The sequence below is a fragment of the Pseudomonas sp. NFACC02 genome (assembly GCF_900110765.1).
In the GTDB taxonomy this organism is placed as follows: domain Bacteria; phylum Pseudomonadota; class Gammaproteobacteria; order Pseudomonadales; family Pseudomonadaceae; genus Aquipseudomonas.
Genome location: NZ_FOEO01000009.1, coordinates 18,871 through 45,438 on the forward strand (window position 1 = coordinate 18,871; position 26,568 = coordinate 45,438).

A 26,568-nucleotide genomic window follows, 5' to 3' on the forward strand; every position below is an offset into this window, starting at 1 on the left:
CAGCGCGCCTTAAAGGATGTAGCCGATACCGGCAAGGGCATCGTCACTGTTGATCAGGCTGACCACTTTGCGCTGGATCTTGAAGCTCCCCTCGCTGCGGATCAGTTGGTAGGTAAGGTCGGCGCTGTAGAACTTCAGGCTTTCCTTGCGGAACTCACGGATGTTCTGCGCGCAGCGCACCGTCACCTGCACGCCGTCATCGGCCAACACGCGGAACCGCGACTGCGTACGCACCGTGCGCGGTTGCGGGCTGGTGGAGATCGATTCGCCGCCGGTCAGGCGCTGCACCCGCAGTTCACGCATATGATGGTCGTCGTAGGCGTAGTTCAGGGTGTTCTCGAAATCGGTTTCCTCGGGGTTGATGGGAATGATGTAGGTGCCCTTCCCGGTCCACATCTTCAACCAGCCGTCGTACTCTCCGTGGTCGAGCATGTCGCCTTCCTGCCAGATGAAAGCGGTCACTTCTTGCAGTAATTGCAGGTTCATAAGGTTCTCCAGGGATCAGGCCGACATCATCTTTTTCCACTGCTGGTAGGCGGCGCGCATACCGGTTTCGGCACTCACGTCGGATACCAGCCCGTCTGCACTGGCTTGCTCACCGGGCAAGCCGCGGTTGAGCATGATCCACAGATCCTCACCGGCGCTGGCGCCCTTCTGTACCCGTTCCCAGGCTTCGGAATCGTCCGGCGTGCCGAAACCCATCGGCCCCTGGAAGTGTTCATGCAGACGCAGGCGATAACGGTTGGCCACGGCCGGACCGCCGTCCATGGTGATCACCGAATGGTGGATTTCGGTCTCGGTCACCGAGATCGGTTGCAGCACCCGGAAGAACGCCATCGAGCAGGCGACGTTGGGGAACAGGTTGAGATTGAAGCCAGTGCCGCCGACCGCACGCACGATCCGGCGCACCTGCTGCTCTTCGATGCCTTCGTCACGCAGCTCGGCCGCCAGCCCTTCGAAGCGCTCGGGGATGGGCTTGTCCAGGTCGGCTTCAAGGTCGATCAGGTCGGGAATCATCACCATCACGCTGTGGCCGTTGCCCAAGTCCTCGACGTAACCGGGCCCCTTGACGAAGTCGAACAGCTCAAGGGTCTGCTCATCCACCGATGACAGAAAGCTCTTGTGTACCAGCGGGAAGTGGTAGGCGTCGGTGGTGTTTTCCAGCTGGATCTTCCAGTTGCCGGGGAAGCGGAAACGGTGCTCGCCCGGCACCTTGATGCCATAACCGGCGCCCTGCTTCATGAACAGGTCCATCCATTTCTTCGCCGGGCCGAGGTAATCCTCCAGCGGTTCGATGTCGTCCTTGAAGGTGGCGAAAATCATGCCGGCATAGCTTTCGGTGCGCAGGCTGACCAGCGGCAGCTCGGCCTTGTCGATGCAGTCGCCGTAGCTTTCCGGGTGCGGAATGCCGCGCAGCGAGCCATCGAGCGCATAGCCCCAGCCGTGATAGGGGCAGACGAAGCTGTTGGTCTTGCCTTTCTTGTGTTCGCACACGGTGGCGCCACGGTGGCGACAGCGGTTGAGCAGCACATGCACGTCTTTCTTGCGGTCACGCACCACGATCACCGGCTGCTTGCCGATATAGGTGGTCTTGTAGCTGCCGTTGTCGGGGATCTCGCTTGCGTGGGCGACCCAGATCCAGGTGCTGTAGAAAATCTTTTCCAGCTCGGCGTCGAACAATTGCGGGTCGGTGTACATCGAGGTGTGGACGCGGTCGGCCTGCACCAGGTCGGCGGGGTCGACGTCAAGGTTTACAGCGGGAATCAGCTTGCTCATGGAAGTGTCCTCGTCGGCATCAAGTACGCTGAATAATCAGTTCGCGCCCAACCCGGGCTTCAACCTTGGTGTAGCGCCACAGCTTGTACGGGCCATCGCCCACCTGCGTTGTGCGAAACAGGTTGCAGGCGGCATGCACCGTCTCGACATCCGGCACATCGGCCAGCAGGTAGGTGGTCCAGGGGAAGCCATCGGACGGCCCGACCATGCTCTGGTCGTCATCCATATTGCCCAGCACCTTGACCCCGGCCAGGTCGTGGATGCCGTTCCACATTGCGCTGAACGCTGCCCACACCTGCAATTGTTCGTCGCGCGGGGCATCGAAAAAATTCTGGTTGATGCCCATGCAAAACAGCACGCGCAAGATCTTCTTATCGCTCATTCGGGTTTTCTCGACGGTTAGAGGTAGCCAGGCAAAGGCTGTTTGCCGAAGAACATGGCTCCGGCATTTTGATAGGTGATGTCGCCCATGAAAGCGTGCTGGGTCACCACCTGGGCGTCGTTGACGCAACGGGCCAGCGGGCTGTCGTTGTACACGCCGCTCATGCCCGAGAGCATCTGCGCGGTGCGCGCCACATCGGCAGCGACGCGGGTGGCATGGGTCGACGACAGGCGCAGCAGGTTGGTGGCGTCCACTGGCACCGCATCGCCGGCCAGTACGTAGTTCCAGGCGCGGTCGATGGATTCGTAGAAAAACGCCCGCGCGGCGCGCAGCTCCGCTTCCGCCCGGGCAATGTCGACCTGGGCCAGTGGCCGGTCGGCAATCGCCGGGGCGCCGGTAACCGAGACGCGCCCGCTGGCCATGTCCGACAGGACATCCAGTGCCGCGCGGGCGACCCCAAGGCCTACGACCGAAAGCACTTGGGTGGCGAATGACAGCGACGGGTAACGAAAGAACGGCTCGTCCAGGTTCGGCAGGCCGCCGCGCACGAAGGTCCACTCCTCGCCCACGCGCACGTTTTCCACCACCAGGTCATGGCTGCCGGTGCCGAGCAGGCCGACGGTGTCCCAGGTTTCGTCGACGCGTATCTCACTGCGCGGCATCACCGCAATGCGTGGCAGGCCGAAGGTGTCGCCACTCTTCGGGGCGATGCCGACGCCGACGATATCGGCGCCCAGGGAGCCGCTGGAGTATTTCCAACGACCATTGACCACAAAGCCGCCTTCGACCACTTGCGCCGGTTGCGGCGGAAAGATGCCACCGGCGAATACCCGGTCAGGGCCATCGGCATACACCTTGGCGATGCTGTCCAGCGGCAGCGCAGCAAGGTACACCGGGCTCATGCCGAAGCTGGCAACCCAGCCGGCGGAGCCATCGGCCTGGGCAATACGCTCAATCAATTGGCAGAACTCGGCTGGCGAGCACTCCAGGCCACCGAAGCGCCTGGGCACCAGCGCCCGGTAAACGCCGTGCTGTTTGAAGGACTCGATCACATCCGGCGAGATGTGGCGCTGGCGGTCGAATTCACCGGCCCTGGCACGCTCACGCACATCGACAAGCAAGGCGTCGAAGGCCGGGCCGCTGGCCAGCGAGCTCACGGTATCAACCGCTGGTTTTTTTAGCGAATGCATACATTTACTCCGTTGTCAGGAACGGTATGGGGCAGAGCGGGAAAGTCGTGCCGAGCCGGGACGGAACGGGAGACGGAACGAGGGCGATGGATCGGCATGGGGTTACCTTTGTTTTTGTGGGTGCCGTTGAGGGAAATTTGAGCGTCAATACGTGAATTGTCAATTGATTTATCACGATTAAAAACAACACTAATCACGTAATTTAGCAGGGTAAAACTCAGGAAAAACAACGACAACACCTTGTATTTACTGGAATAAATACATTAATCGAGGGAAGCTTCCCTCAGGATTTATTAAAAAATATTCGTCCGATTATCGAACAATAAAAATAGTTTTTATCAGCGAGGTTTCAGCGCAAAGGCGAAAACGGCGCCGGCGGGTAAACCGTGGAATGCATCTGTTTGCGCTGCGGCGCCGAATCTTCAGGTGGTCAGGTGCGGTCGACCACGGGGCGGGGATGTGCTTCGAGGCGCTACTCCATCGAGCGGCAGGGGCAGACAGGCGGATAACGCGGAATCGGCCCGCTGGTGGCACAGAAGGCGGCGGTCTCCAGGAGCTACGCGCACGGCGCGACCGCCCTTGTCGGGCAGTCGCTAAAGCATGCAAAACGGGTGGGGGGAGTGAGTGCTATTGCCGAGGCACCGGTAACTCGGCGTCGCTGTTCCAGGCCTGTACCGGGCGGCTGAAGAGGTTTTCGGTCTGAAAATGCGCCATGCGCCACTGCCCGTCTTCCTCGGCAAAGCGCACGCTCAGGCGCGCGGCGTTGAGGTGGGAGGCGCCGCTGGCGAAGGTGGACGTCTGCAACATCACCCAACTGCCGAGCACGGCATCGTCCTGCACCTCGATCAGCTCACTGGTGAGGAAGTGTACGTTGAGGGCAAAGTGCGCCGGGGTTTTCATGTATCCGGCGAACATGGCGGCAATCGCTTCGCGGCCACGATAACCACCGAAGCTCTGGGCGTACTTCGCGCCTTTGCCTTCCCACACCGCATCAAGGGTGAACAGACCGGCCAGTTCGTGGAGTGGCGTGTGTTCATCGAGCGCATCACACAGCACCATGTAGCGGTTCATGCAGGCACGGGCGCTGGCTTCGATTTCAAAACGGCGCAGGCGTTGCTCCAGGTCTGCTCGCGGAAGGGTTGTGTTCATTTCAGGCCTCTCCTCCGGCATACAGACGTTCGAGCACGCGGCCGGCAATGGCCAGCACTTGCTCATCGGCACCCTTGGCCCCCACCAGTTGCAGGCCGACCGGAAGTCCTTCGGCGCTGGCCAGCGGAATGCTCAGCGCCGGATGCCCCGACAGGTTGAAGGGGCGCACGAAGGCAGTCATTCCGAGCACGGCCTGGGTGTCAGTTGCCTCGGCCAGGGTCAAGGGGAAGTGCGGCATGGTCGGCAGTACCAGCACATCGACGTGCTGCAAGGCGGCGTCGACTTCGGCGGTGAACTGTCTGCGCACCCGCTCGGCTTCGGCCAGCGCGGCCGCCGTGGTATTACCGGCGGCGGACAGGCGCGCAGCGATGTCGGCGCCCACCTTGCCGGTTTCCAGCAAGTGGCCGCAGGCATCGAAGGTTTCGCGGTTGATGACCACCATGCCGGCGTCATACGCCGCTTCAAGGCTGGGCAGCGTAAGGGGCTCGCTGGGCAACCGGCTGCCGGCGATGGCCGCGTCGATCACACGCTGTACCGCTGCGCTCGCCTGCACCATGACGATGCCCAGGCGTGGCGAATCCGGCGCCGACACCGGTTTGAAGGTGGCGTCGATCGCCTGCATGGCCGTGACCAGCATCGGCAGGCTCGCGGCAAACGGGCCGACGCAATCGAGGCTGCTGTGCGCCGGCATGACGCCACGGCGGCTGACTCGCCCGAAGGTCGGCTTGAAGCCGAACACCCCACAGCAACACGCCGGGATGCGCACAGAGCCGCCGGTGTCGGTGCCCAGGGAAAAATCCGCCAGCCCGGCCGCCACGGCCGCTGCCGAACCGCTGGAGGAACCGCCCGGAATACGCCCGGGGAAACGCGGGTTGGGCGCGGTGCCGGTCCAGCGATTGATGCCCGTGGTGCCGAACGCCAGTTCGTGCAGGCTGGTCTTCGCCACCAGGCGGCAGCCTCTGTCCAGCAGGGCCTGTACCACATCGGCGTGGGCCGTGGCCGGCGCGGCATCGGCCAGGGCCTGACTGGAAGCACGGGTCGGCAGGCCAGCGACATCGATGGTGTCCTTGACCATCACGGTCGGCCCATCGCCGCCAAGGGAAAGCTGTTCAATCACCAGGGTCATGTCACGTCTCCTTCAGTGCGAATGCGGAATCGGGACGCCCGATGCGCCCTTGTCTTTTTTTCACACTCACCGAATATTACGTGAATTGTCAACTATATTTCAGCGCACAACCCTGCCTGTGACGCGGTCAAAAACCGTGCCGAATTCACGAGAAAAGTCTATGATTGCTCGCCTCCTTCGACACGAGCACACCATGAGCGCACCCAAAAAACACGCAGGCCGCTACGACCCCGGCAGCGAAGACTTTCACAAAGAGGATTTTCCGTTTTACTGGTTGGCCATGGTGCATGGTCGCTACAGCCAGTACATGGAAAAGGCGCTGAAGAAAATCGGCCTGGATATCCCGCGCTGGCGGGTGCTGTTCATTCTCAAGGAGAACGGCCAATCGAGCATTTCCGAAATTTCCACCCACGCCATCGCCAAGCTCTCGACCATCACCAAGACGGTGTATCGCATGAAGGAAGACGGTCTGGTGGACACCGCGCCCTGCGAGGACGACGGCCGCGTGACGCAGGTGCGCATCACCGAACAAGGGCGCGAGGCGATCGAACGTATCCAGGTTGCCACGGGCGACGTGTTCAAGCGCAGTTTCACCGGCATGACCGAAGCGCAGATCCAGCGCCTGAACCGCATGCTCGAAACGGTGTTCGATAACCTCGGCGAACCCTAGGTCAGCGGCGACCCGATCTGTCAGGCATATCCAACTTCCTGGCAGGCTCGAACAAGCCGCCATGCGTGCGTCGGTTTCTAATGCAAAGGTCTTTCGAGCCCCCCCGGGGCGCGACGAATCCTTCATTGGAGCGCCACCATGCACATTGCCCTGCTGCCCTCGGTCGTTGCCTTCCTGGCTCGCGACCACTCCAACTTCATCGATGGCGCCGCGCACACCAGCGCCTCCACCCGGCGCATCGGCGTGGTCGATCCCGGAACCGGCGAGACCGTCGCCCAGTTGCGTGACGCTCAAGCCGAGGATGTGAACCTGGCCGTCGACAGCGCCAGAACTGCCTTCAAGGGCGCCTGGGCGCAAGTCACCCCCTACCAGCGCGGCGTTCTGCTTAACCGCCTGGCCGATCTGATAGAGGCCAACGGCGAAGAACTGGCGCAACTGGAAACCCTGAGTTCCGGCAAATCGATCAACCTGTCACGGCATATCGAAGTGGGCCAGAGCGCCGTATTCCTGCGGTACTTCGCCGGCTGGGCGACCAAGATCGGCGGCCAGACGATGACCCCGTCGTTCCCTTCCACGGCCGGTGAGCAGTACAGCGCCTACACCCTGCGCGAGCCGGTGGGCGTGGTGGCGGCCATCGTGCCGTGGAATTTCTCGCTGATGATCGGCGTGTGGAAGCTCGGCGCCGCGCTGACCACCGGCTGCACCGTCGTGCTCAAACCCAGCGAATACACGCCGCTGTCCCTGCTGCGCCTGGCGGAGCTGGCGATCGAGGCCGGAATTCCGCCAGGCGTGGTCAACGTGGTCAACGGGCGCGGCCAGGTGGGCCAGCAGTTGATCGAACACGAGGCCGTGCGCAAGGTGTCATTCACGGGTTCGGTGCCCACCGGCATCGCAGTGGGCAAGGCGGCCATGGCCGCCGACCTGACACGCGTCACCCTGGAGCTGGGCGGCAAGAATGCTGCCGCGCTGATGGCCGATGCCAATATCGATGACGCCGTCGCGCGCTTCGTGCAATCGGCCTATGTTCACCAGGGCCAGGTGTGTGCGGCACCCGAGCGTTTGTTCGTGCACCGCTCCATCGTCGAGCAGGTGACGCAGAAGATGGCGGCGATGTTGTCGCAGATGGTCATCGGCTCGCCTCTGGATGAACGAGCTCAGCTAGGCCCGCTGTCGAACAAGCCACACTTCGACAAAATCCTCGGTTTTTTCGACCGCGCCCTGCAGAGCAACCAGGTGGTATGCGGTGCGCGCGCCGTGGACCGTGCCGGTTACTACGTGGAGCCGACGCTGATCATCGCCAACGGCAAGGATGATCCGCTGCTGCACGAGGAAACCTTCGGCCCGGTGGTATGCGTGCTGGCGTTCGACGATGAAGCAGAACTGCTCACCTTGATGAACGACAGCCCGTTTGGCCTCACGGCCAGTATCTGGACCAACGACTTGTCCAAGGCCTTGCGCCTGATCCCACGAATCGAGGCGGGTACGGTATGGGTCAACATGCACACGTTTGTCGACCCGAGCGTGCCGTTTGGGGGAATGAAGGCGTCGGGCATGGGGCGTGAATTCGGCAGTGCGTTTATCGATGGCTACACCGAGCTGAAGTCGGTGATTCTCCGCTATTGACTACCCCGTACTTGTGGCGAGAGAGCGGGTTCCCGCGCCGCGACCAGACTCAGTGGCCGCGGCTGCGATAATGGCTCGGAGTCAGCCCCGTCTGCGCCTTGAACGTCTTGGAAAAATGCGCCGAATCGGCAAAACCCCAATAGCTGGCGATGTCGGTGATCGAGCGATGCGCGTAAACCGGATCGCGAAGGTCCTGCGCAGCCTTCAACAGCCGCTCACGCAGAATATAGCGGCAGACACTGTCGCCGCTGGCTTCAAACAGCCTGTAGAGCTGGCGGCTGGAAATGCCCAGCTCTTCGGCCAGCGATGCCGGTGAAAGCCTCGCTGAGCCGAGCCGCTGCCGGATGATGGATTGCACTTCATGCAGCTGCCACCCGGGGCAATGGTCGTTCGCGCGATACTCCAGTACCGAGGCCAGCAAGGCAACCAACGCCCTTTGCACACCATCACCATCCTGCGGGCAAGACCACTGGGCCAGCTCGCCCGCAGCCACCTGCCGTACCAGCATGCCAAGCAGTTGGCCACACACACCGGTGGTGGACAGCTTGCCGAAGCGGCTACGGTCCAGGCCCTTGAGCAATTCACCCGGCAACGGGATCGACACATGGGTGAACAATCCACCGGGAGTCATTTTCACCGCGCCGGAAAAGTCCAGCAAAGCCAGGTCGCCTGCGTGCAGCTCAAGCGCCTCGTCGCCCAGTTCAATGACCATCGAGCCCTGCTGCTGTAACACAAGAAAACACCGACCCGATGAGTCACGCCCGCTTGCGCGAGCGGCCTTGGCAATCACACTGGCATTGCTGCGAATGTGGGCGACCGCCGTGGTGCCCACCAGCGTCTGGTGCATATCCCCGATGAAAAGGCTCTGGCAATGGTCGTAGTGCGTGTCGAAGCGACCGCAAGCCGCATGTACACGTTCGTTCCAGGCTGTCAACGCTAGACCGCGCATGGGTATGTCCCCTCGTCACTCGCTCACAAACCGGACATAACGACCGTGCCTGAAACGCGGATGCGCTGGAACGTCAGTTGGGCTCGCATCACCGCCGCACCGTAGATGGCCAGCACCGCCACCGAACAAACGCCCGAGAACCACAGCACCGACGAATAGCCGAACGCCTCGATCAGGACGCCACCGATGGCCGGCCCGAACGCCGCACCCAGGGACAGGCACAGCGCGCCCAGCGCGACAAGCTCGCCCGACAGGTCGAACTCAGCCATGACGCCGAAGGTATACGCCAGCACGAAGCCGATCGAGAAGAGAAAGCAGATGACGCCTGCGACGTAGGTCACCAGGGAAGAAAATTGCGCCAGTGCCACCAGGCCCAGCAACTCTGCGAGGATAATCACCGCCACCGGCATGAAGCGCCCCACCTTCAGGCCGATTGCCGACGCGATGAAGCCGCCGCCGGCATTGATCAAAAAACCCAGCGCCAGCACCATGCCGATGGTGTCGGAGGCCAGGCCGGTCTTTTTCCCCATCAGTTCAAGGAACGCCCACACCGACATGATGCCGGTCAGGAAGACCAGGCTGGCCACCAGGCTCAACCACACGATGATGCGACTCTCGGTGCTGGCAATCCGCACGGCGGTACCGGACACCTCCAGACGCCGCTCGCTGCGGCGCGGCACCCAGGGCAGCGGCAGGATTCCCATCACCACCATGGCAATCGCAATGGTGATCAGCATGCCGTCAAAGCCCCACACCGGTGCTACCGCCACGGGTAACACGATGAGCAGGAAGGCGCCCGGCACTGTCTCGATACCCAGCTTGAAACCAAACGCACGTTCAGGCTGCGAACTGTCACCGAAGATCGTCATCGCCAGGGCATACAAGGCACCTGTACCGGCGCCCGCCAGGGCCATGATCGCCAGCAGTGCTTCATAGGAAGGATCGCGCAGCACAAACATGATCGCACCCGCCACCAGCGCCGACGACAGTGCCGAAATGACCCGCCAACTGAGCCGGTGAATCCACAGCAGCGACGCTAGCCCGAATGCGCCAAAGCCCAGGTTCATGGCCATGGCGAGGTTGCCCAATTGTTGCTCACCGAGCCCGAAACGCTCGGCAAACGCACCAAACAGCACGGGCAGCACGTTCAATAACAAGGCACCTGCGCCCGAAACCAGGCCTGCACACACATAAACGGAGGGTGTATCGATCGGATTTGTTTTTGGAGTTTTCATTCGAATTTCCTGGTTTTTACACTGCGGCTCACGCTTGCTTGACGACGGCCGTCACGGCACCAGGCCGGGCAGGCGTGCGAAGGGCCACGCCATAAGCGACCAACGAGCCCAGCCCGCAACACCCCACCACCACGCACATCGGCCAGGCGCTGCCATCCGCCAGATGACTGACCCACATGCTGGCCAACGCCCCGGTGGCAAACTGCACCGAAACCCCCAGCGCCACGCTCGCGCCGGCCTGGCGGGGAAACAGCATCATCAGGCTGGCCATGCAGTTGGCGCCAATCAAACCGGTCACCCCCATGTACAGCACCATGCAGCACACGATGCTCGCCAGCCCACCCCATTCGGTATACCCGACCAGCATCAGCGCCAGCCCTGCCCCGCTCACCAGCACCGCCCCCACGCCGAGCATGCGCTGCGGCCCGTAACGGCCCACCCAGCGCGCGTTGATGAAGGTCACCAGGATGATGCCGAGGATGTTCAGGGCGAACAGTGCGCTGAACACCCGTGGCGAGACACCGAAATACACGACGTACACAAACGGCGAAGCGGTGATAAAGGCGAACATGCCGCCAAACCCCAGGGACATGCACAGAATCAACGCCACTGCCCTGGGTTGCCGGGCGATGCTCAGGTAGGCCGCGAAGGCGGCCCCAACGGACGCGCCGCGATCCTGCACCGGCAAGCTTTCCTTCAGGGTCAGGGCCACCAGCAACAGGCACAGACTGGACAGGATGAACAAGGTGGCAAAGATCGTGCGCCACCCGTCGATCAGCACCAGCCAGGTGCCGATCATCGGCGCGACCAGTGTCGCCATCATCGTCAGCACGTGCATCCACGACAGCACTTTGGCGGCCTCCACCAGGCCCACCCTGTCCCTGGCGACGGCGCGCGCCAGCACCAGCGCGCCCGCGCCACCCAGCGCCTGGAAAAAGCGCCAGGCAATCAGTTGTTCGACGCTGGCGGCAAACAGGCACCCCAGGGTCGCTGCCGCGTACAGCACCAGGCTGCCCAGCAGCAACGGGCGACGGCCGTAGCGGTCAGACAACGGGCCGTAGCACAACATGCCCACGCAGAGTCCCGCGAGAAACGCGCTGATGGTGTGTTGCACCTGCGCGGTAGTGGTCGACAGGTCCTCGGCGATCTGCGGAAAACTGGGCAGGTAGGTATCAATCGAAAACGGCCCGAAGGCCGTCAGCGACGAAAGCAATACAATCAGGCGTGCCCGCGCTTTCATCGGCCGGGGATCGCGAGGCTGTCGAGAAACGCGATGACGAGCCGGTTGAACGTCTCGCCCTGGTCGTCATGCACATAGTGGCTGGCGTCCGCGACTTCAGCGGTGCGCACGTACGCATTGCTGTCGCGCATGGCTTGCAGCGTCGCCGCCGGCAGGAAGTCCGAGCGCATACCGCGAATGAACAACGTCGGACAATCCAGGGCGCGTACCGCCGGCCACAGATCGGTCGGCTCAATGCTCAGCCGTGCCTCGGCGATGCCTTGTTGATCGTGGCGCCAGGTGATCGCGCCCGCGCTTTCCTGCATCGAGTGCGCCAGCCGCGACGCCAGGCCCTGGGGCGACAAGCCTGGACGCGATGCCTGCCAGAACGCGCGGGCGGCGTCCCAATTGTCGAACCGCAGCGGCGTCTGGTTCATCTCGCGACGAATGCGCGCCGCACCGTCGCCCTGGCTGGAGGAACCAGGCCCGATGTCTTCGATGATCAGGCCGATCAAGCGCCCCGGTTGCTGCCGTGCGTACTCCAGCGCATTGGCGCCACCCAGCGAGTGTCCCAGCAACACGAACCGCTGCACGCCGACACAGGCGACAAAGTCCTGCAAATCTTCCACATACGACTGCGTGTGGTAGCTGGCGGCCGGTGCCCAGTCACTCAGCCCGCGTCCGCGCTGGTCCAGGGCATAGATGCAATAACCATCGCCCAACGCCTCGACCAGCGACTCCCAGGTCTGGGCATAAGCGCGCAAGCCATGCAGCAGCACCAGCGGTACACCGCTCGGCTTGCCCCAGCGTAGAAAATGCAGACGCAACCCTGCGCGATTGGTAAAAAAAAGGCTGTCTGGGGTCATTGTCTGGCTCCGCCGCTCAGTAAAGGAGAAACACCGCTTTTCTGGGACCGTTGCGGTGCATGCGACCTAGAAACGATCAAATCGATAAGGGCTCGGGTCGATGATCGGGGTATGCCCGCTGACCATATCGGCGGCCAGGTGGCCCGCCGCCGGCGAGGTGCCAAAGCCGTGTCCGGAGAAACCGGTGGCCACGGTCAGACCGGGGATTTGCGCGACCGGCCCGATCACCGGGTTCGAATCCGGCGTCACATCGATCGTGCCTGCCCAGGCCTGGGCAATCCTGGCTTGTTCGAACACGGGCCAGGCCGCCTTGAGGTTGTTCATCGCGTCGTTATTGAGCCGAGGGTTGGCCGCCGGGTCCTGTACGCGCACGCGTTCGAACGGGCTGACACTGTCGGCCGACCAGCGTCGCGAAAGCGCCAGGTCCTTGAAGAAATACTTGCCCAGTGACACGTTCAACACGCTGCGCTGCGCACGAAATTGCGGCATGTACTGCTTGGCCAGCAACAGGTGATCAAGGGTCAGGAAAGCGTCCAGTTTGCCGCGCTGGGTAATGATGAAACCGCCGTCCTTGTGCTTGCGAAACGAAAAGTCCGGCGCACCGACGGCTATTTCGGTGGGGCCTTCCATCGGATGGGTGCGCATCACCGAACAGGTCAAGGCCAGCGTCGGCAACGACACACCGAGGTTGCCCAGAAAACGCCGCGACCACATGCCGCCAGCCAGTAACACCTGGTCGCAACGAATCTCGCCATTTTCGGTGACCACACCACTGACCTTGCCGGCGGACATCTGCAGCGTACGCACCGCGCACTGCTCGATGATCACCACGCCCAGGGCCATGGCGGCCTTGGCGATCGCGCTGCTGGCCAGGGTCGGCTCCGCACGCGCATCTGACGGCGTATAGATGCCGCCGGCCCAGTCACCCTTGCCGCCCGGCACCAGCGCCTCGATCTCGCGCTTGCTCAGCAATCGCGAGTCAAGCGACAACCGCTCGACCGATCTGAGCCAGCCTTCATGCATCGCCATTTGCGCCTCGTTGCGGGCGACGAACATGATGCCTTCCTGGCGGTAACCCACATCCGCACCGACGCGCTCGGGCATTTGCGCCCACAAGCGGTCAGCGGCGAGCGCCAGCGGAATATCGTGGGCGTGGCGACTGGTCTTGCGTACCCAGCCCAGGTTGCGTGATGACTGCTCGCCGGCAATACGGCCTTTTTCCAGGACCACCACCGGGATATTGCGTTCGGCCAGTGTCAGCGCAGCGGTCAAGCCGATGATGCCGCCGCCGATGATGACGACGGCGGTCGAGGAGGGAAATTCGGTGGACGTATTCACGGGCGCAATAGTCGGGGCCATGATCAAGACTCGCAAAACAATGGAGATCGGCCGCGCGAGCGCGCGGCCGCATAACGGGTCACTGCGACAGACGAATCACTTCGACCTGAGCCTTGGAGGCGTTGCGATACGCCGTCACTTCCAGCTCCACCTTGTACACCGTCGAACCCAGCGGCGGGCAGGTGACGGTACTGGCCGGGTCGACACCCCGGAATTTCTCGCCGATCAGGCCCATCACCGCTGGCACGTCCTTGGGGTCCTGAATGAACACCCGCGAGCACACCACATCGGCCAGGCTTGCATCCACGGCCGCCAGTGCGCTTTCAATGTTGGCGAACACCTGGTGCGTCTGCTCGAGGATGTCCTCCGGGATCAGTTTGGTCTGCGGGTTGCGCCCGGCGGTATTGGACACATAGATCCAGTTGTCCACCACCACCAGGCGCGAATAGCTGGCCTGATCTTCAAAGGGTGAGCCGGTCTTGAGCTTGATGATTCTGGTCATGTCGTGAGTCTCGTCAGTGGGTTAAAGGATGGCTTAGCGCAGGACGGGGGTTTCCCACAGGTTGAGCTTCACGCCGATGCCCTTTTCCACGGCATTGCGATACACCACGGTGCCCCAGGCCACGTCTTCCACAGGCATGCCGCCCACCGACATGATGATGATCTCTTCATCGTTGCGGCGGCCCTGGGCATCACCGGCGACGATCTTGCCGATGTCTTCCAGCTCTTCGGGCTGCATCGTGCCTTCGGCGATCATGTCCATGAATCGCACGCCGATCACCGGCACGCAGTGGTGCGCGGGCTTGGGCAATTCTTCGAACCAGGCTTCGTAGAGACCGGTGTTGTCCAGCACCTTGCGCACGTCGGCGCGCTCCATCCCCGCGTCCAGCGAGCAGGATGCCGGCATGGCCATGAAGCAACCCGGCTTGACCCACTCACGCTTCACAATTGGGTAGTTCGAGGGGTCGCCTGTCTCACCGGAGCTACAATAAGTAACAAGGTCGGAATCACGGACCACCTCTTCGAGGCTGTCGACCACCTTGATCGTGGTCACCTGTGGGTAGGTTTCCTTCACCCAGCCAATAAAATCATTCAGGCTTTTCTCGCCACGGCCCTTGATCTTCAAGGTATCGATATGCGGACAAACGGCGATGAAGGCGGCAAGCGTGGTCTTGCCCATCACGCCTGGGCCGAGCAGGCCGACGACTTTGGAGTCCTTGCGCGCCAGGTGGCGTGCGCCCACGCCGGGGATCGCACCGGTGCGATACGCCGACAGCAGGTTGGCGGACATATGCGCCAGCGGGGCGCCGGTGTCGGGGTCGTTGAGGGTGAACATCAGGATCGAACGTGGCAGGCCTTTTTCGCGGTTGGCGATATTGGAGCCGTACCATTTGACGCCTGCGGTGCAGAAGCTGCCCCCCAGGTAGGCCGGCATCGCCATCATGCGGCGGTCAGCGGTGGGCTTGGGCATGTTCGGGAACGGCGAATCCTTCGGAAACACCACCATCGCGCCGTGGGAATCGTTGTTTGGCCCCGCCATGCGGTAGTCGCCGCTATAGAGCAGGCCGAACATCTCCTCCATGGTATTCACACAGGCAAGCATGTCGGTTACGCCCGCGCGGATCATGTCCTGCTCGGAGAGATAGATGAAGTCAATTTTTGTGCTAGTGGACATTATTGTTCTCGACTGAAAATGAAGTCGCTGCGGTAGGCGCTGCTCCCACGCTATCGAGGTCGAGTATCAGTGAGTGTTTGAAGGCGGTATTGTAAATTTCGGACATCAAGGTTCGTCCCCACCCGCGGAGTTGGCGCGAGAAATGCTTGAATATTCCCGCATATTCCACTCCAAGGTCCGGCCATGCCCAACCTGTGTTCATCGCCGTTGCGGCAGACTGCTTACGAACAACCCTGGTTCGTACTCAACTCCTCACAGTATTCGGTCATGCCTTCCGAGCACCCGGCGATTTCGCATTTCTACGCCTTCGATGTCGCTCACTCGGCTGATCTGCTGGCGGTGCCGGATGGCTGCGTGGATATCGTGTTCGACTGTGACGCAACGCGCCCAAGCGTGAGGATTTGTGGTACGCCGCTGGAGGCGCAGCAGGTCGAACTGCTGGAGGGTCACCACTACTTCGGCGTGCGCTTTGCGCCGGGGGTCATTCCAGGTTTCATCAACGTCGTGGCCGAGGACCTGACCGAACAGGAATGGAACCTGCTGGAAGTATCGACCTTTGCCCAGCGCATTTTCGAGAGCATCGTCCAGGCCCCGCTGCTGCAGGAGCAGATCAAGCTGTTCAGCGATTACCTGGCCCCGCGCCTCATCGGCCGAAGCTCGAAGCTCACGACCATGGTCATCCAGCACGCGCTTGCGCATCGCGGGGACCTGCGTATTCAGCAGCTCGAAGAACTCAGCGGGTACACCAGCCGCACCATTCATCGCCAGTTCAGCCAGGACACCGGCCTGTCGCCCAAGACGTTCTGCCGGATCATTCGCTGCCAGGCGGCGCTGGAAACCCTGAACACCCGGCAGGACGTATCGTTCTCAGACCTGGCCCTGGACCTGGGCTTTTCCGATCAATCGCATTTCCTGCGCGACTTCAAGAAGCTAGTCAGTACGACGCCCTGCGATTACCAGCGAAAAATGCTGCAGAGCGCCTACGCCGAGCGCATCCGCTTCGCTTGAATGCTTCGACCGGCCGTTGATGCGGCGACCTACGAAAGCGCATGGCGCGCTTCGCTTTTGATCTTGATCTTCATACCGCAGCAGGCCAGACACCACAAAGCGCGACTTGGGTGCAGGCCAAACGCAGACGACGCGCAGTGGGCCGAGCGGCATGGATGCCGCGAGAGCGCCGTCAGGACATGGATGTCCGTTCGACGCGGGTCCACGGAGCGTCGTCGGAGTGCGGGTACCCGACGAAGTCGGGCCTAACCAGGAGCCGGACCCTTGGCTGCCTCTTGAAACAAAGAGGGGGTCTTTTCAAGTAACCCGCCGAAGGCGGAACGCTTCTGCCGTTAGGCAGAACCAAAAATAAGCGTCACCCCAAATAGTGGAAATACGCACCTACAAGCCTGGCCAGTTCCCGCTTTGGCGCGCTTCGTCGTATCAGGACGACGCCCGGCGCGTTTCGGACGGCGACTCACCGAACAGCTCGCGGTAATGCGTGGCGAAATGGCTCAGGTGAAAAAAGCCCATCGCCACGGCGATCTCACCGATGTTCTTCTCGCTCGCAGGGGTTGCGATCAACTGTCGCCTGACGGCGTTGAGGCGCAAGTTGCGCAAGTACTCGACCGGTCGCATATCGGTGACGGCCTGAAAACTGTTCTGCAGGGTCCTGCGGCTGACGCGTAGCTGTTCACACAGATCGAGAATGCTCAACGGCGTATCGCCACTGGCAATGATCAACTCCTGGCTGCGCCGGACCAGGTAGGCGCTGACGGCGAAATTGCCACGCCGGCAACGCACCTCGTCGCCGGCATGGCTGAACAGATCGAGAAACGCACCCAGCAATTCGTCTTCCAGCATCTTTTCCGAGACTGGGGTTATAGCACCCGCATGTTCCAGAAAGTGACGAAACAGCGGGTGGATGCGCTGGCGAATGCGCAACAGTAACGTTTCATCCACGCTGAGCGCAGACACGCTGGTCAAGCGTTTGAGCTGGTCGCCAGAGAGTTCGAAGGCGGCCAGTTTGGCAAAGCGCAAGGCGTCGACGTTGAGTGCAAAAAAATGCGTGCCTTGCGGCGCATGCAACACGAACTCTTCGCCGTCACGCAACAACACCACGCTTTGCGCGCTCACCTGCTGGCCTTGAACCACCGGCGGGCTGCCCAATGACATGGCCGCACACAAGCGGCCTTTGGGCGAGCGGCCATGCTGCACAACACGTTTATCCAGCACCTCCTGGAAGATCTGGAAACGATCGCCGGACAACTGCCACAGTTCGCTGTTCAGGCAACCACGACCGAGTTGGTCATACACCTGCTGCCAGCCCTGGATCGAGCCGGCGTGCTGTTGAGAGTCATTGAAGGTACGGACTTCGGCGAGCATATACGTCATTCCTCGGCGGCCAGCTTATTGTTCTTGGCCTGCAGGCGGGCTCAGTCATCCATAACAGTCGCGGGTGATTGCGCAGGCCCGAGGCCTGCGTGGAAATCCAAAGCCAGTTCCGTGCCAAGCATGCGCAAGCGATAGGCGCCCGGTTGTATGTCCAGCGGTGCCAGCAATGCACCGGTCAGCACCACCTGCCCGGCGTCCACGCAATGACCGTCTGCCAACAGGCGCCGCACCAGCCAGCACAGGTTGAACAGAGGGCTGTCTTCGCGCGCCAGGGTATCACCGCCACCGAGCAGCGCGCCCTCATGCTCCAGGCGATAGTCCACGCAGGCATGCCGCACCGCATCGAACGGCACACGCGGCCCGACGCAGTAAAGCCCTGCGGCGGCGTTATCGGCCAGGAACGCGCCAAGCCCGAAAGCCCAGCCCTGCCAGCGGCAGTCTGCGATTTCGAAGGCCGGGGCCACCTCGGCAATGGCCGCCAGAATCTCCATGTCAGGGTAATCGCCCGGCGCCAGGGTCCGCCCGAACACCAGCGCCAGTTCAACCTCAAGCTTGGGCTGTATCAGCCGCTCGAACGGCACCGCGCTGCCCGGCTCGACCGCCATGGCAGACGTGAGCGCGCCATACACCGGTTCGTCGAGGCCAAAACGCGCCTGCGCCGCCCGGCCGGCGAACGCCACCTTCCAGCCGCTCAGGCGTTCGCCATCCGCCAGGCGCTGAGCCAGGCCCTGGCGCAACAGCGCATACCCTTGCTGTTTGTCCAGCGCCTCGGGCGGCAACGGTGCAATGGCCCGGGCCCCGTGCCGGGCCTCGTGCAGTCGGTCGAGCAACGCGTCAGCGCCACTCATGACAGTTGCTCCGCCAGCTTGCGCAGCACGCCGTCAAGCCGCTCAGGCGTGGTGATGGCGGCAACGAAGCGGTCCGGACGCACTACAACGATGCAGTCACGCACCTTGGAGAACCATTCGCCCAGGCGGTTATCCACGTCTTCCACACTCCGGGCACCATTGGCGGTCAACGGCTGGTTACGCCCCACGCCGCTGCGCGAGCGATTGACCTGGATGAAACGTGTATCCCACCGCGTCCAGTACTCGGCCATCGGTTCGCTGAGGTGCTCGCGTGGGTTCACGCGATAACCCAGCACGGCATACCCCTTGCCGAGCACCTCGTCCAGGCGCCGACGCTGACCCTGGTCGTCTTCGATATTCGGCTGGATGAACAACTGCCCGACCAGGTCATCCTCACGCAACTCGGCACGCTCGTGATGCACCAGCCCCTTGGTGATGGTGGCCTTGGGTTTGAACTTGAATTCCAGCAAGTGGGAGCGCAGGTTATCCACGCTGTTGACCGCCTGGAACAGCCAGTCGCGCACGCCGGCCATCAGCGGGTTGGTCAAGCCCAGTACCGCACCCATGTTGTCGGCCAGCGCCACCAGTTCGGTCGCGTGGCCACGCCGCTCCTGATCGTAGGTCGCGAGGATCGACGGCGCCGCGCGGCCCTGAATGATCGCTGCCAGTTTCCAGGCCACGTTGGCCACGTCGCGCAGGCCCGAGTTGAGACCCTGCCCGGCCCACGGCGGGGAGATATGCGCGGCGTCGCCCACCAGTGCCACACGCCCCTCGACAAAGCGCGCCGCGACCCGCGAGTGGTGGGTATAGGCTCGGATACGGATGATGTTGAGGTTGTCCACGGCATCGCCGATATGCCCGTGGATCAGTTTGCGAATCGTCGCCTCTTCGCACATCTTCGATTCGTCTTCGCCCTCCATCAGCATGAACTCCCAACGTCGCTGCTGGTAAGGGAGGTAGATGCACACGAAGGGCCGCTGCGGGTCGGCATGCAGCGCCGTGTAGGGCGCATCCAGTGTGTCGTTGGCGGTGTCGACCACCACCCATTTGCGCGGGTGGGTCAGCCCGAGCAGTTCGATGCCGAGCTTTTTGCGCACGGTGGAGCGTCCGCCGTCGGCCCCGATCACATAGTCGGCCTGCAGCTGGTAGATTTCACCGTCGGCATCGCGCACCCGCAGGGTCACGCAGTGCTCGTCCTGCTCCAGTTCGAGCAGTTCATGGCCTTGGCGCAACGCCACGCTGGCATGCTGCCCGAGGTGTTCACGCAGCGTACCTTCAAGCAACTGCTGCATGAAGATGTTGCGCATCGGCCAGCCGTAATGCGCGGTGCTTGGCTTGACCTCGGCGAAGCACACCCCACGCGCGTTGTAATAGCGCAGCGGTACGTCGCAGATCATGTCGCGCACTGCCAGCTCGGCGATGCCGATGCCCTGCAGCACACGCAACGCCTCATCGTCCATGCCCACTGCACGGGGATAAGGCAGGATGCCGTCGGCCAGCTCAAGGACGACGCAGTCGACACCGTACATTCCCATGTAGTGCGCGGCCGTAATGCCGTTGGGGCCACCGCCCACGATGACAACCTGGGTCTTCTCCTGCTTCATCACTGTCCACCGCTTTTTTGTTGTGATTTGAGTCCGGCACCGCTTGAGCCTGCGCGTTTGTCAGTGCAGACCGTCCAGGCCTTTTACGTCTTCGGCTTTCAGCCCGCCCAACCGCGCATGCAGGCGTCCGCGTGTGGCGAAGGCCCAGATCACGACGATCTCGTCCGGCGAAGGGCCGTCGCCGAAGGTCAACGAGAAACTGTCGTAATGCGAGCGCACGTACAAGGCGTCCTTGTGTGCCAGCGGCACGTCGATGGTCGAGCCTGGACCGCCCCGCTTGCCGGTGGACGGCACCCACGATTTGCCACCGCCCAGGGCGACGCGGATCGGGTCGGCGGCCGGGTTGGTCAGCAACGCATTACCGTGCTCGTACTCGCCTGCGCTGCCCACCAGGATGGCCTTGCCGTAGCTTTGAATCTGGCGCGAACCGGCCAGGGCCTGGATGCGCCGGCCGAACTCTTCGCCCAACAGCGGCGAAGGCTCGATCAATTGCGAAAGGTCTTCGCTGTAGCCGCCGGCATACGGGTTGGCGATCACCGCGGCGACGGCGTATTTGAACACCGGTTCACCATCGGCCAACCGGCCGGTTTCATTGGCCAGGGTCTCTTCAACGAAGGTGTACCATTTGCGGATGTGATAGCTGGCGAAATTTGCGGTTTTCATCAGGTCTGCCTCTGTTCAAAGGGGGTCGAGCGGGTCGAGCGTGATGTTGCGACTCGGCGCACCGGCGGCCTTGAAGCGGGCCTTGCCGCACGCGTCGTCATGCTCGGTTTCGAGAAAAAACTCCATGCGATTGCAATCGGGATCGTTGAAATACAGGCCGTTGCCGATTTCATGATCGGTAATTTTCACCACCTCGACGCCCTTCTTCAGCAACATGCCGTAGAGCTGGCGCAAGGTGTTCATGTCACCGGCGATTTCCAATCCGTAGTGCTGCAGGCCCAGCCCGCCCTGATGGGCGCCGGGCTCTGCGCGAATCAACGCGATGTCGTGATGCTTGGTGCCAAACGCCATCATCACCCAGCTCTCGCCGCGGGCACTTTCGTGCATGCCCAGAATGTCGGCGTACCAGCGCGCCGACACATCAGGATCACTCACCCAGAGCGATAAGTGAGTTCGAAGGATTTCGACTTTCATCACCGTTTACCTCAGTTTTTCTTGACGATGGATTGATGCCCGGCCTTGATTTGCGCCACGGCGGGCGTCCACAGCACATCGGCGATCTCGCTGAATTCGCGCCAGTGCTTCTGCCAGCCATCACCGCCGTTGTCGGACGTAAACAGGTGCCCATACTTGGTGCCCGCCACAATCTGGCGCGGGTTGGCCGGGTTGAAGGCAATCGCCCATACACAGGAATTAGGCTGCTGTGGCAGCGGCAACACGTTCCAGCTGAGCGCGGCATCACGGGAGACGAGGATCTTGCTGGTGGTGCCCGGCGTACCATCGGAAATGCTCAGGTACAGCTCGTTTTGCGTACCCAGCGGCGCATTCATGGCGCGCACGTAGTACAGGCCGAAGGCTTCGCGACCGATAATGCCGGTCCAGGTCAGTCCTTCGTCCAGGCTGCGGTAGACCGCATTGACGCAGACCACCACGATGACTTTATCACCGTGATTGGGCAGTACCAGGATGTTGTGGATGTCCGAGTTGTAGTCCCACAGCAGCCGGTCGTCGATGCGGGTCCAACTGTCGCCGCCGTCACGGGAGTGGAACAACCCGCCCTCCTCCAGGCCGAACCAGAGCTGGTTGCGGTCGGTGGGGTCATACGCGAAGGCCAGCAGGCGAGGACGACTGACACCGTCGCAGAACTCGGGGATCTCCACCGGCGCGCGGTCCCAATTCAGACCGCCGTCCAGGGTGCGCCACAACACGGCACGCGAAGGCGCGCCGGTGCCGACGAAAATCCGCTGTGCATCCTGCGGGTCAACCGCCACTTTCCACACGGTCTGCCCGTTGAAAGGCGAATCGATGCGCTGCCAACGCCCGCCGGTGTCGTGGCTCACACACAAGCCCACATCGGTACCGGCGTAGATCCGCTCGGGCGTGTCGGGGTGCAGGCTCAGGGATCGGGTGATGGCATCGAACTCAAGGTCCTGCCCCAGGCCCAGGCGATGCCAGGTACGGCCATCGTCGGCACTGCGGATCACCGCTTGCCCGACGGTGGCGACCAAAAGGGTTCCGTTACTCATCTGTGACACTCCTCAGATATAGATGCCACGGGTCAAACCGCCGTCGATGCCGATCGACTCACCCGTCACCGCCGCCGCTTTGGGCGACGCCAGGAAACCGATCAGCCAGCCCATCTCAATCGGTGCGAGGGTGCGGCGAATCGGCGTCGCATCGATGTAGGCCTGCTCGACCTGTTCCGCGGACTTGCCTTGCTTGACCGCTTCACGGTCGTACAGCTCCTGGATGTGCGGGGTGTCGACGACGCCGGGGTGAATCAGGTTGACCGTGATACCCGACGGGCCAAGCTGGTCGGACAGGGTCTTGGTCATGTGCGCAATCGCCAGGTTGCGCATACCCGAGAGCACTTTGCTGCTGCGCCCGGTGAGGCCGCCGATGTTGATGATGCGACCGAAGCCGCCCGCCTTCATGTGCGGGGTCACGGCCTTGGCGCAACGGAAGTAGCCGATCACCTTGGTGTTGAGGTCCGACAGCAGCTCATCATCGCCGGCGTGTTCGATGTCATTGCGCACCACACCCGATGGCGCCGCCGCACCGTTGACCAGGATGTCGATGCGGCCGAAATGCTTGTGCGCAGCCTCGACCATCTCCGACACGGCATTCATGTCGTTGGTGTCACAGAACAGCGGCAGCACTTCATTGCCGGTCTGCGCGCTGATCTCTTCGGCCGCCGTTTGCAGGAACGCCATGCGCCGCGCGCAGATCACCACCTTGCAGCCTTCCTCGGAGAGAAAACGTGCGACTTCCTTGCCGATGCCCATGCCGCCGCCGGTGACGATGGCCACGCGGCCTTTCAATTCCAGATCCATAGCTATTACCTCTTGTGATTATTCAGTTCAGGCCAGATCGACAAACACGCTTTTGGTCTCTGTGTAGGCGTCGATCACGTTCTTGCCCATTTCCCGGCCCCAGCCGGATTGTTTGTAGCCACCGAACGGTGAAGACGGATCGACGACGTTCCAACAGTTGATCCAGACCGAACCGGCCTTTAGCTGCGCCGCCACGCGGTGCGCCGAGCGCAGGTCGCGGGTCCACAGGCCGGCGGCGAGGCCATACGGCGAATCGTTGGCGCGCACTACCAGTTCGTCGATTTCGGTCCAGCTCATGACAGTGAGTACCGGCCCGAAGATCTCTTCGCGGGCCACGCAGGCGCGCTCGGCACGGTCGAGGAACACGCTCGGCTCGATGAAGTGCCCACGCTCCAGGTGCTCGGGACGGCCGCCGCCGCAGATCAGTTCGGCGCCTTCTTCCAGGCCCCGTTGCAGGTAGCCCTGGACGGTGCTCAACTGACGCGCGGACACCAGCGGGCCCATGCTGGTGGCGGGGTCCAGGCCATTGCCAAGGACATGGGCGGCGGCATGGCGCTGGAGTTCTTCAAGCACCTGGTCAAGCACGCTGGCATGCACATACAGGCGCGAGCCAGCCGTACACACTTGGCCCTGGTTGTAGAAAATCCCGTCGGCGGCGCCCTTGGCGGCGCGCGCGATGTCGGCGTCGGGCAGGATGATGTTCGGCGATTTGCCGCCCAACTCCAGCGAGACCTTTTTCATGTTGCGGGTGGACGCCTGAGCGATCAGCCGCCCGACCTGGGTCGAGCCGGTAAAGGCGATCTTGTCCACGTCAGGGTGCTGCGCCAGCGGCGCGCCAGTGTCGATGCCCAGGCCGGTGATCAGGTTGACCACGCCCGCGGGGAAGCCGGCAGCCTCGATCAACTGCACCAGACGGATCGCGATCAGCGGCGTCTGTTCGGCGGGCTTGAGCACCGCCACGCAACCGGTGGCCAGCGCCGGGCCGAGCTTCCACACGCACATGGTCAGCGGGAAGTTCCACGGCACGATCAGCGCGCAGACACCGACCGGCTCGCGCAAGGTGTAGTTGAGCATGGGCGCGCCGCTGGCCGGCGATACAGGCAGCGTGCTGCCTTCGATCTTGGTGGGCCAGCCGGCGAAGTAGCGAATGATGTTCGCCGCGCTGGCCGCTTCTCCGCGGGCGTTGGCGATCGGCTTGCCGTTCTCCAGGGTGATCAGTTGCGCCAGCTCCTCGCGATGCTGGTCCAACAGATCGGCCAGGCGAAACAGCAACAGGCCGCGCTGCGCAGGTGACTGCAAGGCCCAAGTGCCGGTGAAGGCTGCGCGGGCGGCGGCAACGGCGGCATTCACATCGCGTTCATCGCCTTGGGCGACTTCGGTCAGGGCCTGTTCAGTGGCCGGGTTTTCCACGACAAAGCGGCGACCGCTGGCGGCGTCCTGCCAGCTACCGCCGATGAACAGGCGGCCGGGCTGCGCCAGGAACGCCTGGACGGCAGGTAACAATTCAAGCTGTTGCATCGTCGACTCCCTCACAGCGCCATTTCGATCAGGCAAGGACCACGGTCGGCCTTGGCATTGGCCAGTGCCCGTTGCAGTTCGGCGTTGGTCTGTACCGTGCAGGCCGGGACCCCGTAGCCTTTGGCCAGGGCCTTCCAGTCGATACGTGGGCTGTCGAGCATGGTCAGGCGCAGGGCTTGCGGGTCCATTTCGGTCATGCCGAAACGGCGCAGCTCGTTCTGCAAAATCGCGTAGCGATGGTTGGCGGCAATCAGGATCACCACCGGCAACTGCTCGCGGGCGATGCTCCACAGGGTCTGGATGGTGTACTGGGCACTGCCGTCCGATTGCAGGCAGAACACGCTGTTGCCGCGCTCCGCCAAGGCGGCACCGAATCCCACCGGAATACCCTGACCAATCGCGCCGCCGGTGTTGGTCAATACCCGATGCCGCGCGGCGCGGGCCGAAGCGGTGAAGAAGGGATAGCCACAGGTGCCGCCTTCAACCGAGACAATGCTGTCGTGGGGCAGTGACGCGGCCAGCACCTGGCCGACGGATTGTGCCGTCAGCTCGGCATGGCCGGGCGGCAGTTCGATACCCTCCGGGGTCGGCACATAAGCCGGTGCGTTCAGGGCATCGGCCAACGCCGTCAGCGCGCTGGCGACATCGTCACCGACTTCGGCCAGCGTCAGCAGGCGTTCACGTTCGGCGAGGCGCGACGGGATGCCTTCGTAACCGAAGTAACTGATGGGCTCGGGCACACCTGCACAAATGACCAGGTCGTACTGCTCAAGAATTTCAATCGCCACTTCCGGGAAATACGGCAAGCGATCCAGATCCGGCAGACCACCGCCACGGTAGCTCAGGCGCGGAAAGGTCTCGGCAAACAGGCGCACGCCGGGCAGTTGCGCCAGGCGCCCCGCCGCTTCCAGGCCCGCAACCGACAACCCCTCATCGCCGACGATAAACACCAGCCGCTTGCCGTCACGCACGGCCTGCGCCACGGTTTCGACCCGGTCTCCGGCGAATCGGCGCACCGGCGCGCGCAACGGGGCGAACACACCGTCATGCGTCACGGCGTGGGCTTGCAGGTCCATGGGCAATATCAGACTGGCGATCTGACCTTTGGCCTGCCATGCCGCGCGAACGGCTTCCTGCAAATCCTCACCGATACCCGACGCCGTGCGCGAGGTGCGCACCCAGCCGGAGACGGCACCGGCCAGGGCCTGGATGTCGCTGGCCAGGGGCGGATCGTAGTTGACATGCCAGGAGGCGTGATCGCCGATGACGTTGACGATGGGGGTATTGGCCCGACGCGCGTTATGCAGGTTGGCGATGCCATTGGCAAACCCCGGTCCCAGGTGCGTCAGGGTCATCGCCGGTTTGCCGGCGATGCGGCCGTAGCCGTCCGCCGCACCGGTACATACCCCTTCGAATAACGACAACACCGGCTTGAGGGCAGGTGCGCTGGCCATGGCCGCCACCAGCGGAATCTCGGTGGTGCCCGGGTTGGCAAAGCAGTACTCGATACCGCTTGCCGCTGCAGCATTCACTATCAGTTGCGCGCCATTCATTGTCAGCCCTCTCGCTTGAGCGTTTTCTTTGGTGAGATTTATCACACAAAATAAATAACCAAACAAGAATTATCTGAATTAAATCTCTTATTTTGAGATTTATGTGACTTTTACCTGCCAATGATTTAGCGTGTCGACGTAGGACGGCCGGGCTTGCTTGCGACTGAGGTTTGTCAGTAACGTCCCTCGCTGGCTTTCGCGAGCAGGCCCGCTTGTGGGGTGTGCATTTCCACTATTTAGGGTGCGCTGAGGGTGGTTTGTCCTGACGGCCAAACTGTTCCGCCTTCGGCGGGTTACTTGAAAAGACACCAAGTAACCAAGTGTCTGGCTCCTAGCTTGGCCCTCCTGCGTCGGGTACCCGCACTCCGACGACGCTCCGTGGACCCGCGCCGAACGGACATCCATGTCCTGACGGCGCTCTCGCGGCATCCATGCCGCTCGGCCCACTGCGCGTCGTCTGCGTTTGGCC

The 26,568-nt window shown here is 62.5% G+C and carries 25 protein-coding genes; 3 read left to right on the top strand and 22 right to left on the bottom strand.

Annotated elements, in window-relative coordinates:
- Positions 1–9 precede the first annotated feature (9 nt).
- The 6 genes from BMY73_RS10260 to BMY73_RS10285 form a co-directional block, all read right to left on the bottom strand.
- Complete coding sequence (locus BMY73_RS10260) at positions 10–486, bottom strand: aromatic-ring-hydroxylating dioxygenase subunit beta (protein WP_092406881.1); 477 nt, start codon at positions 484–486, stop codon at positions 10–12.
- A gap of 15 nt (positions 487–501) precedes the next feature.
- The gene (locus tag BMY73_RS10265; RefSeq protein ID WP_062380622.1) at positions 502–1,776 is read right to left on the bottom strand and encodes an aromatic ring-hydroxylating oxygenase subunit alpha; all 1,275 of its coding nucleotides are present in this window, start codon (positions 1,774–1,776) and stop codon (positions 502–504) included.
- 19 nt (positions 1,777–1,795) lie between these two features.
- Positions 1,796–2,158, bottom strand: coding sequence for an IacB protein (locus BMY73_RS10270; protein ID WP_092406883.1), 363 nt, complete (start codon positions 2,156–2,158; stop codon positions 1,796–1,798).
- A 17-nt stretch (positions 2,159–2,175) separates the two neighbouring features.
- Positions 2,176–3,348 (bottom strand): indole-3-acetate monooxygenase, encoded by a 1,173-nt coding sequence (gene iacA, locus BMY73_RS10275; protein ID WP_062380619.1) that lies wholly within the window; start codon positions 3,346–3,348, stop codon positions 2,176–2,178.
- Positions 3,349–3,975: 627 nt separating this feature from the next.
- Positions 3,976–4,497 carry a nuclear transport factor 2 family protein gene (locus BMY73_RS10280; RefSeq protein ID WP_062380618.1) on the bottom strand — a complete coding sequence of 174 codons (522 nt, stop codon included), beginning with the start codon at positions 4,495–4,497 and terminating at the stop codon, positions 3,976–3,978.
- 1 nt (position 4,498) lies between these two features.
- On the bottom strand, positions 4,499–5,623 hold the full coding sequence (locus BMY73_RS10285) for an amidase (protein WP_092406885.1): 1,125 nt from the start codon (positions 5,621–5,623) through the stop codon (positions 4,499–4,501).
- A gap of 193 nt (positions 5,624–5,816) precedes the next feature.
- Here BMY73_RS10285 and BMY73_RS10290 point away from each other — a divergent pair, with 193 nt between their 5' ends.
- The gene (locus tag BMY73_RS10290; protein WP_062380616.1) at positions 5,817–6,293 is read left to right on the top strand and encodes a MarR family winged helix-turn-helix transcriptional regulator; all 477 of its coding nucleotides are present in this window, start codon (positions 5,817–5,819) and stop codon (positions 6,291–6,293) included.
- A gap of 138 nt (positions 6,294–6,431) precedes the next feature.
- Complete coding sequence (locus BMY73_RS10295) at positions 6,432–7,916, top strand: aldehyde dehydrogenase family protein (RefSeq protein ID WP_092406887.1); 1,485 nt, start codon at positions 6,432–6,434, stop codon at positions 7,914–7,916.
- 49 nt (positions 7,917–7,965) lie between these two features.
- Here the strand turns inward: BMY73_RS10295 and feaR are convergent, their stop codons facing one another.
- From feaR to BMY73_RS10330, 7 genes are all read right to left on the bottom strand, one after another.
- Positions 7,966–8,865, bottom strand: a complete 900-nt coding sequence (feaR, locus tag BMY73_RS10300) for a transcriptional regulator FeaR (RefSeq protein WP_092406889.1) — start codon at positions 8,863–8,865, stop codon at positions 7,966–7,968.
- 23 nt (positions 8,866–8,888) lie between these two features.
- Complete coding sequence (locus tag BMY73_RS10305) at positions 8,889–10,100, bottom strand: MFS transporter (protein ID WP_256571166.1); 1,212 nt, start codon at positions 10,098–10,100, stop codon at positions 8,889–8,891.
- A 28-nt stretch (positions 10,101–10,128) separates the two neighbouring features.
- Positions 10,129–11,340, bottom strand: coding sequence for a multidrug effflux MFS transporter (locus BMY73_RS10310; protein WP_092406891.1), 1,212 nt, complete (start codon positions 11,338–11,340; stop codon positions 10,129–10,131).
- The gene (locus BMY73_RS10315; protein WP_092406893.1) at positions 11,337–12,185 is read right to left on the bottom strand and encodes an alpha/beta fold hydrolase; all 849 of its coding nucleotides are present in this window, start codon (positions 12,183–12,185) and stop codon (positions 11,337–11,339) included. The genes BMY73_RS10310 and BMY73_RS10315 overlap by 4 nt, the downstream gene beginning before the upstream one ends.
- Before the next feature lie 66 nt (positions 12,186–12,251).
- The gene (locus BMY73_RS10320; protein WP_092406895.1) at positions 12,252–13,544 is read right to left on the bottom strand and encodes an NAD(P)/FAD-dependent oxidoreductase; all 1,293 of its coding nucleotides are present in this window, start codon (positions 13,542–13,544) and stop codon (positions 12,252–12,254) included.
- 58 nt (positions 13,545–13,602) lie between these two features.
- On the bottom strand, positions 13,603–14,025 hold the full coding sequence (locus BMY73_RS10325) for a RidA family protein (protein WP_092406897.1): 423 nt from the start codon (positions 14,023–14,025) through the stop codon (positions 13,603–13,605).
- A gap of 33 nt (positions 14,026–14,058) precedes the next feature.
- Positions 14,059–15,198, bottom strand: a complete 1,140-nt coding sequence (locus tag BMY73_RS10330) for an ornithine cyclodeaminase family protein (RefSeq protein ID WP_062380603.1) — start codon at positions 15,196–15,198, stop codon at positions 14,059–14,061.
- 183 nt (positions 15,199–15,381) lie between these two features.
- Here BMY73_RS10330 and BMY73_RS10335 point away from each other — a divergent pair, with 183 nt between their 5' ends.
- Positions 15,382–16,206 (top strand): AraC family transcriptional regulator, encoded by an 825-nt coding sequence (locus tag BMY73_RS10335; RefSeq protein WP_062380601.1) that lies wholly within the window; start codon positions 15,382–15,384, stop codon positions 16,204–16,206.
- A 423-nt stretch (positions 16,207–16,629) separates the two neighbouring features.
- Here the strand turns inward: BMY73_RS10335 and BMY73_RS10340 are convergent, their stop codons facing one another.
- The 9 genes from BMY73_RS10340 to BMY73_RS10380 are packed head-to-tail and all read right to left on the bottom strand — an operon-like array spanning position 16,630 to position 26,099.
- Complete coding sequence (locus BMY73_RS10340) at positions 16,630–17,571, bottom strand: helix-turn-helix domain-containing protein (protein WP_062380582.1); 942 nt, start codon at positions 17,569–17,571, stop codon at positions 16,630–16,632.
- Between the two features lie 50 nt (positions 17,572–17,621).
- On the bottom strand, positions 17,622–18,428 hold the full coding sequence (locus BMY73_RS10345; protein WP_092406899.1) for a 2-keto-4-pentenoate hydratase: 807 nt from the start codon (positions 18,426–18,428) through the stop codon (positions 17,622–17,624).
- Positions 18,425–20,032, bottom strand: coding sequence for a bifunctional 3-(3-hydroxy-phenyl)propionate/3-hydroxycinnamic acid hydroxylase (locus BMY73_RS10350; RefSeq protein ID WP_092406901.1), 1,608 nt, complete (start codon positions 20,030–20,032; stop codon positions 18,425–18,427). Before BMY73_RS10350 ends, BMY73_RS10345 begins: the two co-directional genes overlap by 4 nt.
- Before the next feature lie 60 nt (positions 20,033–20,092).
- Entirely contained in the window at positions 20,093–20,695 is a 603-nt protein-coding gene (locus tag BMY73_RS10355; RefSeq protein WP_062380576.1) for an amino acid synthesis family protein, read from the bottom strand.
- A gap of 15 nt (positions 20,696–20,710) precedes the next feature.
- Complete coding sequence (locus BMY73_RS10360) at positions 20,711–21,169, bottom strand: VOC family protein (RefSeq protein ID WP_062380574.1); 459 nt, start codon at positions 21,167–21,169, stop codon at positions 20,711–20,713.
- 11 nt (positions 21,170–21,180) lie between these two features.
- Positions 21,181–22,221: a VPS10 domain-containing protein gene (locus BMY73_RS10365; protein WP_092406902.1), complete on the bottom strand. Its 1,041-nt coding sequence runs from the start codon at positions 22,219–22,221 to the stop codon at positions 21,181–21,183.
- 12 nt (positions 22,222–22,233) lie between these two features.
- The gene (locus tag BMY73_RS10370; protein ID WP_092406904.1) at positions 22,234–23,028 is read right to left on the bottom strand and encodes an SDR family NAD(P)-dependent oxidoreductase; all 795 of its coding nucleotides are present in this window, start codon (positions 23,026–23,028) and stop codon (positions 22,234–22,236) included.
- 27 nt (positions 23,029–23,055) lie between these two features.
- On the bottom strand, positions 23,056–24,546 hold the full coding sequence (locus BMY73_RS10375; RefSeq protein ID WP_092406906.1) for an aldehyde dehydrogenase family protein: 1,491 nt from the start codon (positions 24,544–24,546) through the stop codon (positions 23,056–23,058).
- An 11-nt stretch (positions 24,547–24,557) separates the two neighbouring features.
- Positions 24,558–26,099: an acetolactate synthase large subunit gene (locus BMY73_RS10380; RefSeq protein WP_092406908.1), complete on the bottom strand. Its 1,542-nt coding sequence runs from the start codon at positions 26,097–26,099 to the stop codon at positions 24,558–24,560.
- Positions 26,100–26,568: the final 469 nt, after the last annotated feature.

Bases quoted from the DNA above. Each gene is read 5' to 3' on its own strand.
- BMY73_RS10260 (WP_092406881.1), bottom strand. From the start codon at position 486: ATGAACCTGCAATTACTGCAAGAAGTGACCGCTTTCATCTGGCAGGAA.
- BMY73_RS10265 (WP_062380622.1), bottom strand. From the start codon at position 1,776: ATGAGCAAGCTGATTCCCGCTGTAAACCTTGACGTCGACCCCGCCGAC.
- BMY73_RS10270 (WP_092406883.1), bottom strand. From the start codon at position 2,158: ATGAGCGATAAGAAGATCTTGCGCGTGCTGTTTTGCATGGGCATCAAC.
- iacA (WP_062380619.1), bottom strand. From the start codon at position 3,348: ATGCATTCGCTAAAAAAACCAGCGGTTGATACCGTGAGCTCGCTGGCC.
- BMY73_RS10280 (WP_062380618.1), bottom strand. From the start codon at position 4,497: ATGAACACAACCCTTCCGCGAGCAGACCTGGAGCAACGCCTGCGCCGT.
- BMY73_RS10285 (WP_092406885.1), bottom strand. From the start codon at position 5,623: ATGACCCTGGTGATTGAACAGCTTTCCCTTGGCGGCGATGGGCCGACC.
- BMY73_RS10290 (WP_062380616.1), top strand. From the start codon at position 5,817: ATGAGCGCACCCAAAAAACACGCAGGCCGCTACGACCCCGGCAGCGAA.
- BMY73_RS10295 (WP_092406887.1), top strand. From the start codon at position 6,432: ATGCACATTGCCCTGCTGCCCTCGGTCGTTGCCTTCCTGGCTCGCGAC.
- feaR (WP_092406889.1), bottom strand. From the start codon at position 8,865: ATGCGCGGTCTAGCGTTGACAGCCTGGAACGAACGTGTACATGCGGCT.
- BMY73_RS10305 (WP_256571166.1), bottom strand. From the start codon at position 10,100: ATGAAAACTCCAAAAACAAATCCGATCGATACACCCTCCGTTTATGTG.
- BMY73_RS10310 (WP_092406891.1), bottom strand. From the start codon at position 11,340: ATGAAAGCGCGGGCACGCCTGATTGTATTGCTTTCGTCGCTGACGGCC.
- BMY73_RS10315 (WP_092406893.1), bottom strand. From the start codon at position 12,185: ATGACCCCAGACAGCCTTTTTTTTACCAATCGCGCAGGGTTGCGTCTG.
- BMY73_RS10320 (WP_092406895.1), bottom strand. From the start codon at position 13,544: ATGGCCCCGACTATTGCGCCCGTGAATACGTCCACCGAATTTCCCTCC.
- BMY73_RS10325 (WP_092406897.1), bottom strand. From the start codon at position 14,025: ATGACCAGAATCATCAAGCTCAAGACCGGCTCACCCTTTGAAGATCAG.
- BMY73_RS10330 (WP_062380603.1), bottom strand. From the start codon at position 15,198: ATGTCCACTAGCACAAAAATTGACTTCATCTATCTCTCCGAGCAGGAC.
- BMY73_RS10335 (WP_062380601.1), top strand. From the start codon at position 15,382: ATGCCCAACCTGTGTTCATCGCCGTTGCGGCAGACTGCTTACGAACAA.
- BMY73_RS10340 (WP_062380582.1), bottom strand. From the start codon at position 17,571: ATGCTCGCCGAAGTCCGTACCTTCAATGACTCTCAACAGCACGCCGGC.
- BMY73_RS10345 (WP_092406899.1), bottom strand. From the start codon at position 18,428: ATGAGTGGCGCTGACGCGTTGCTCGACCGACTGCACGAGGCCCGGCAC.
- BMY73_RS10350 (WP_092406901.1), bottom strand. From the start codon at position 20,032: ATGAAGCAGGAGAAGACCCAGGTTGTCATCGTGGGCGGTGGCCCCAAC.
- BMY73_RS10355 (WP_062380576.1), bottom strand. From the start codon at position 20,695: ATGAAAACCGCAAATTTCGCCAGCTATCACATCCGCAAATGGTACACC.
- BMY73_RS10360 (WP_062380574.1), bottom strand. From the start codon at position 21,169: ATGAAAGTCGAAATCCTTCGAACTCACTTATCGCTCTGGGTGAGTGAT.
- BMY73_RS10365 (WP_092406902.1), bottom strand. From the start codon at position 22,221: ATGAGTAACGGAACCCTTTTGGTCGCCACCGTCGGGCAAGCGGTGATC.
- BMY73_RS10370 (WP_092406904.1), bottom strand. From the start codon at position 23,028: ATGGATCTGGAATTGAAAGGCCGCGTGGCCATCGTCACCGGCGGCGGC.
- BMY73_RS10375 (WP_092406906.1), bottom strand. From the start codon at position 24,546: ATGCAACAGCTTGAATTGTTACCTGCCGTCCAGGCGTTCCTGGCGCAG.
- BMY73_RS10380 (WP_092406908.1), bottom strand. From the start codon at position 26,099: ATGAATGGCGCGCAACTGATAGTGAATGCTGCAGCGGCAAGCGGTATC.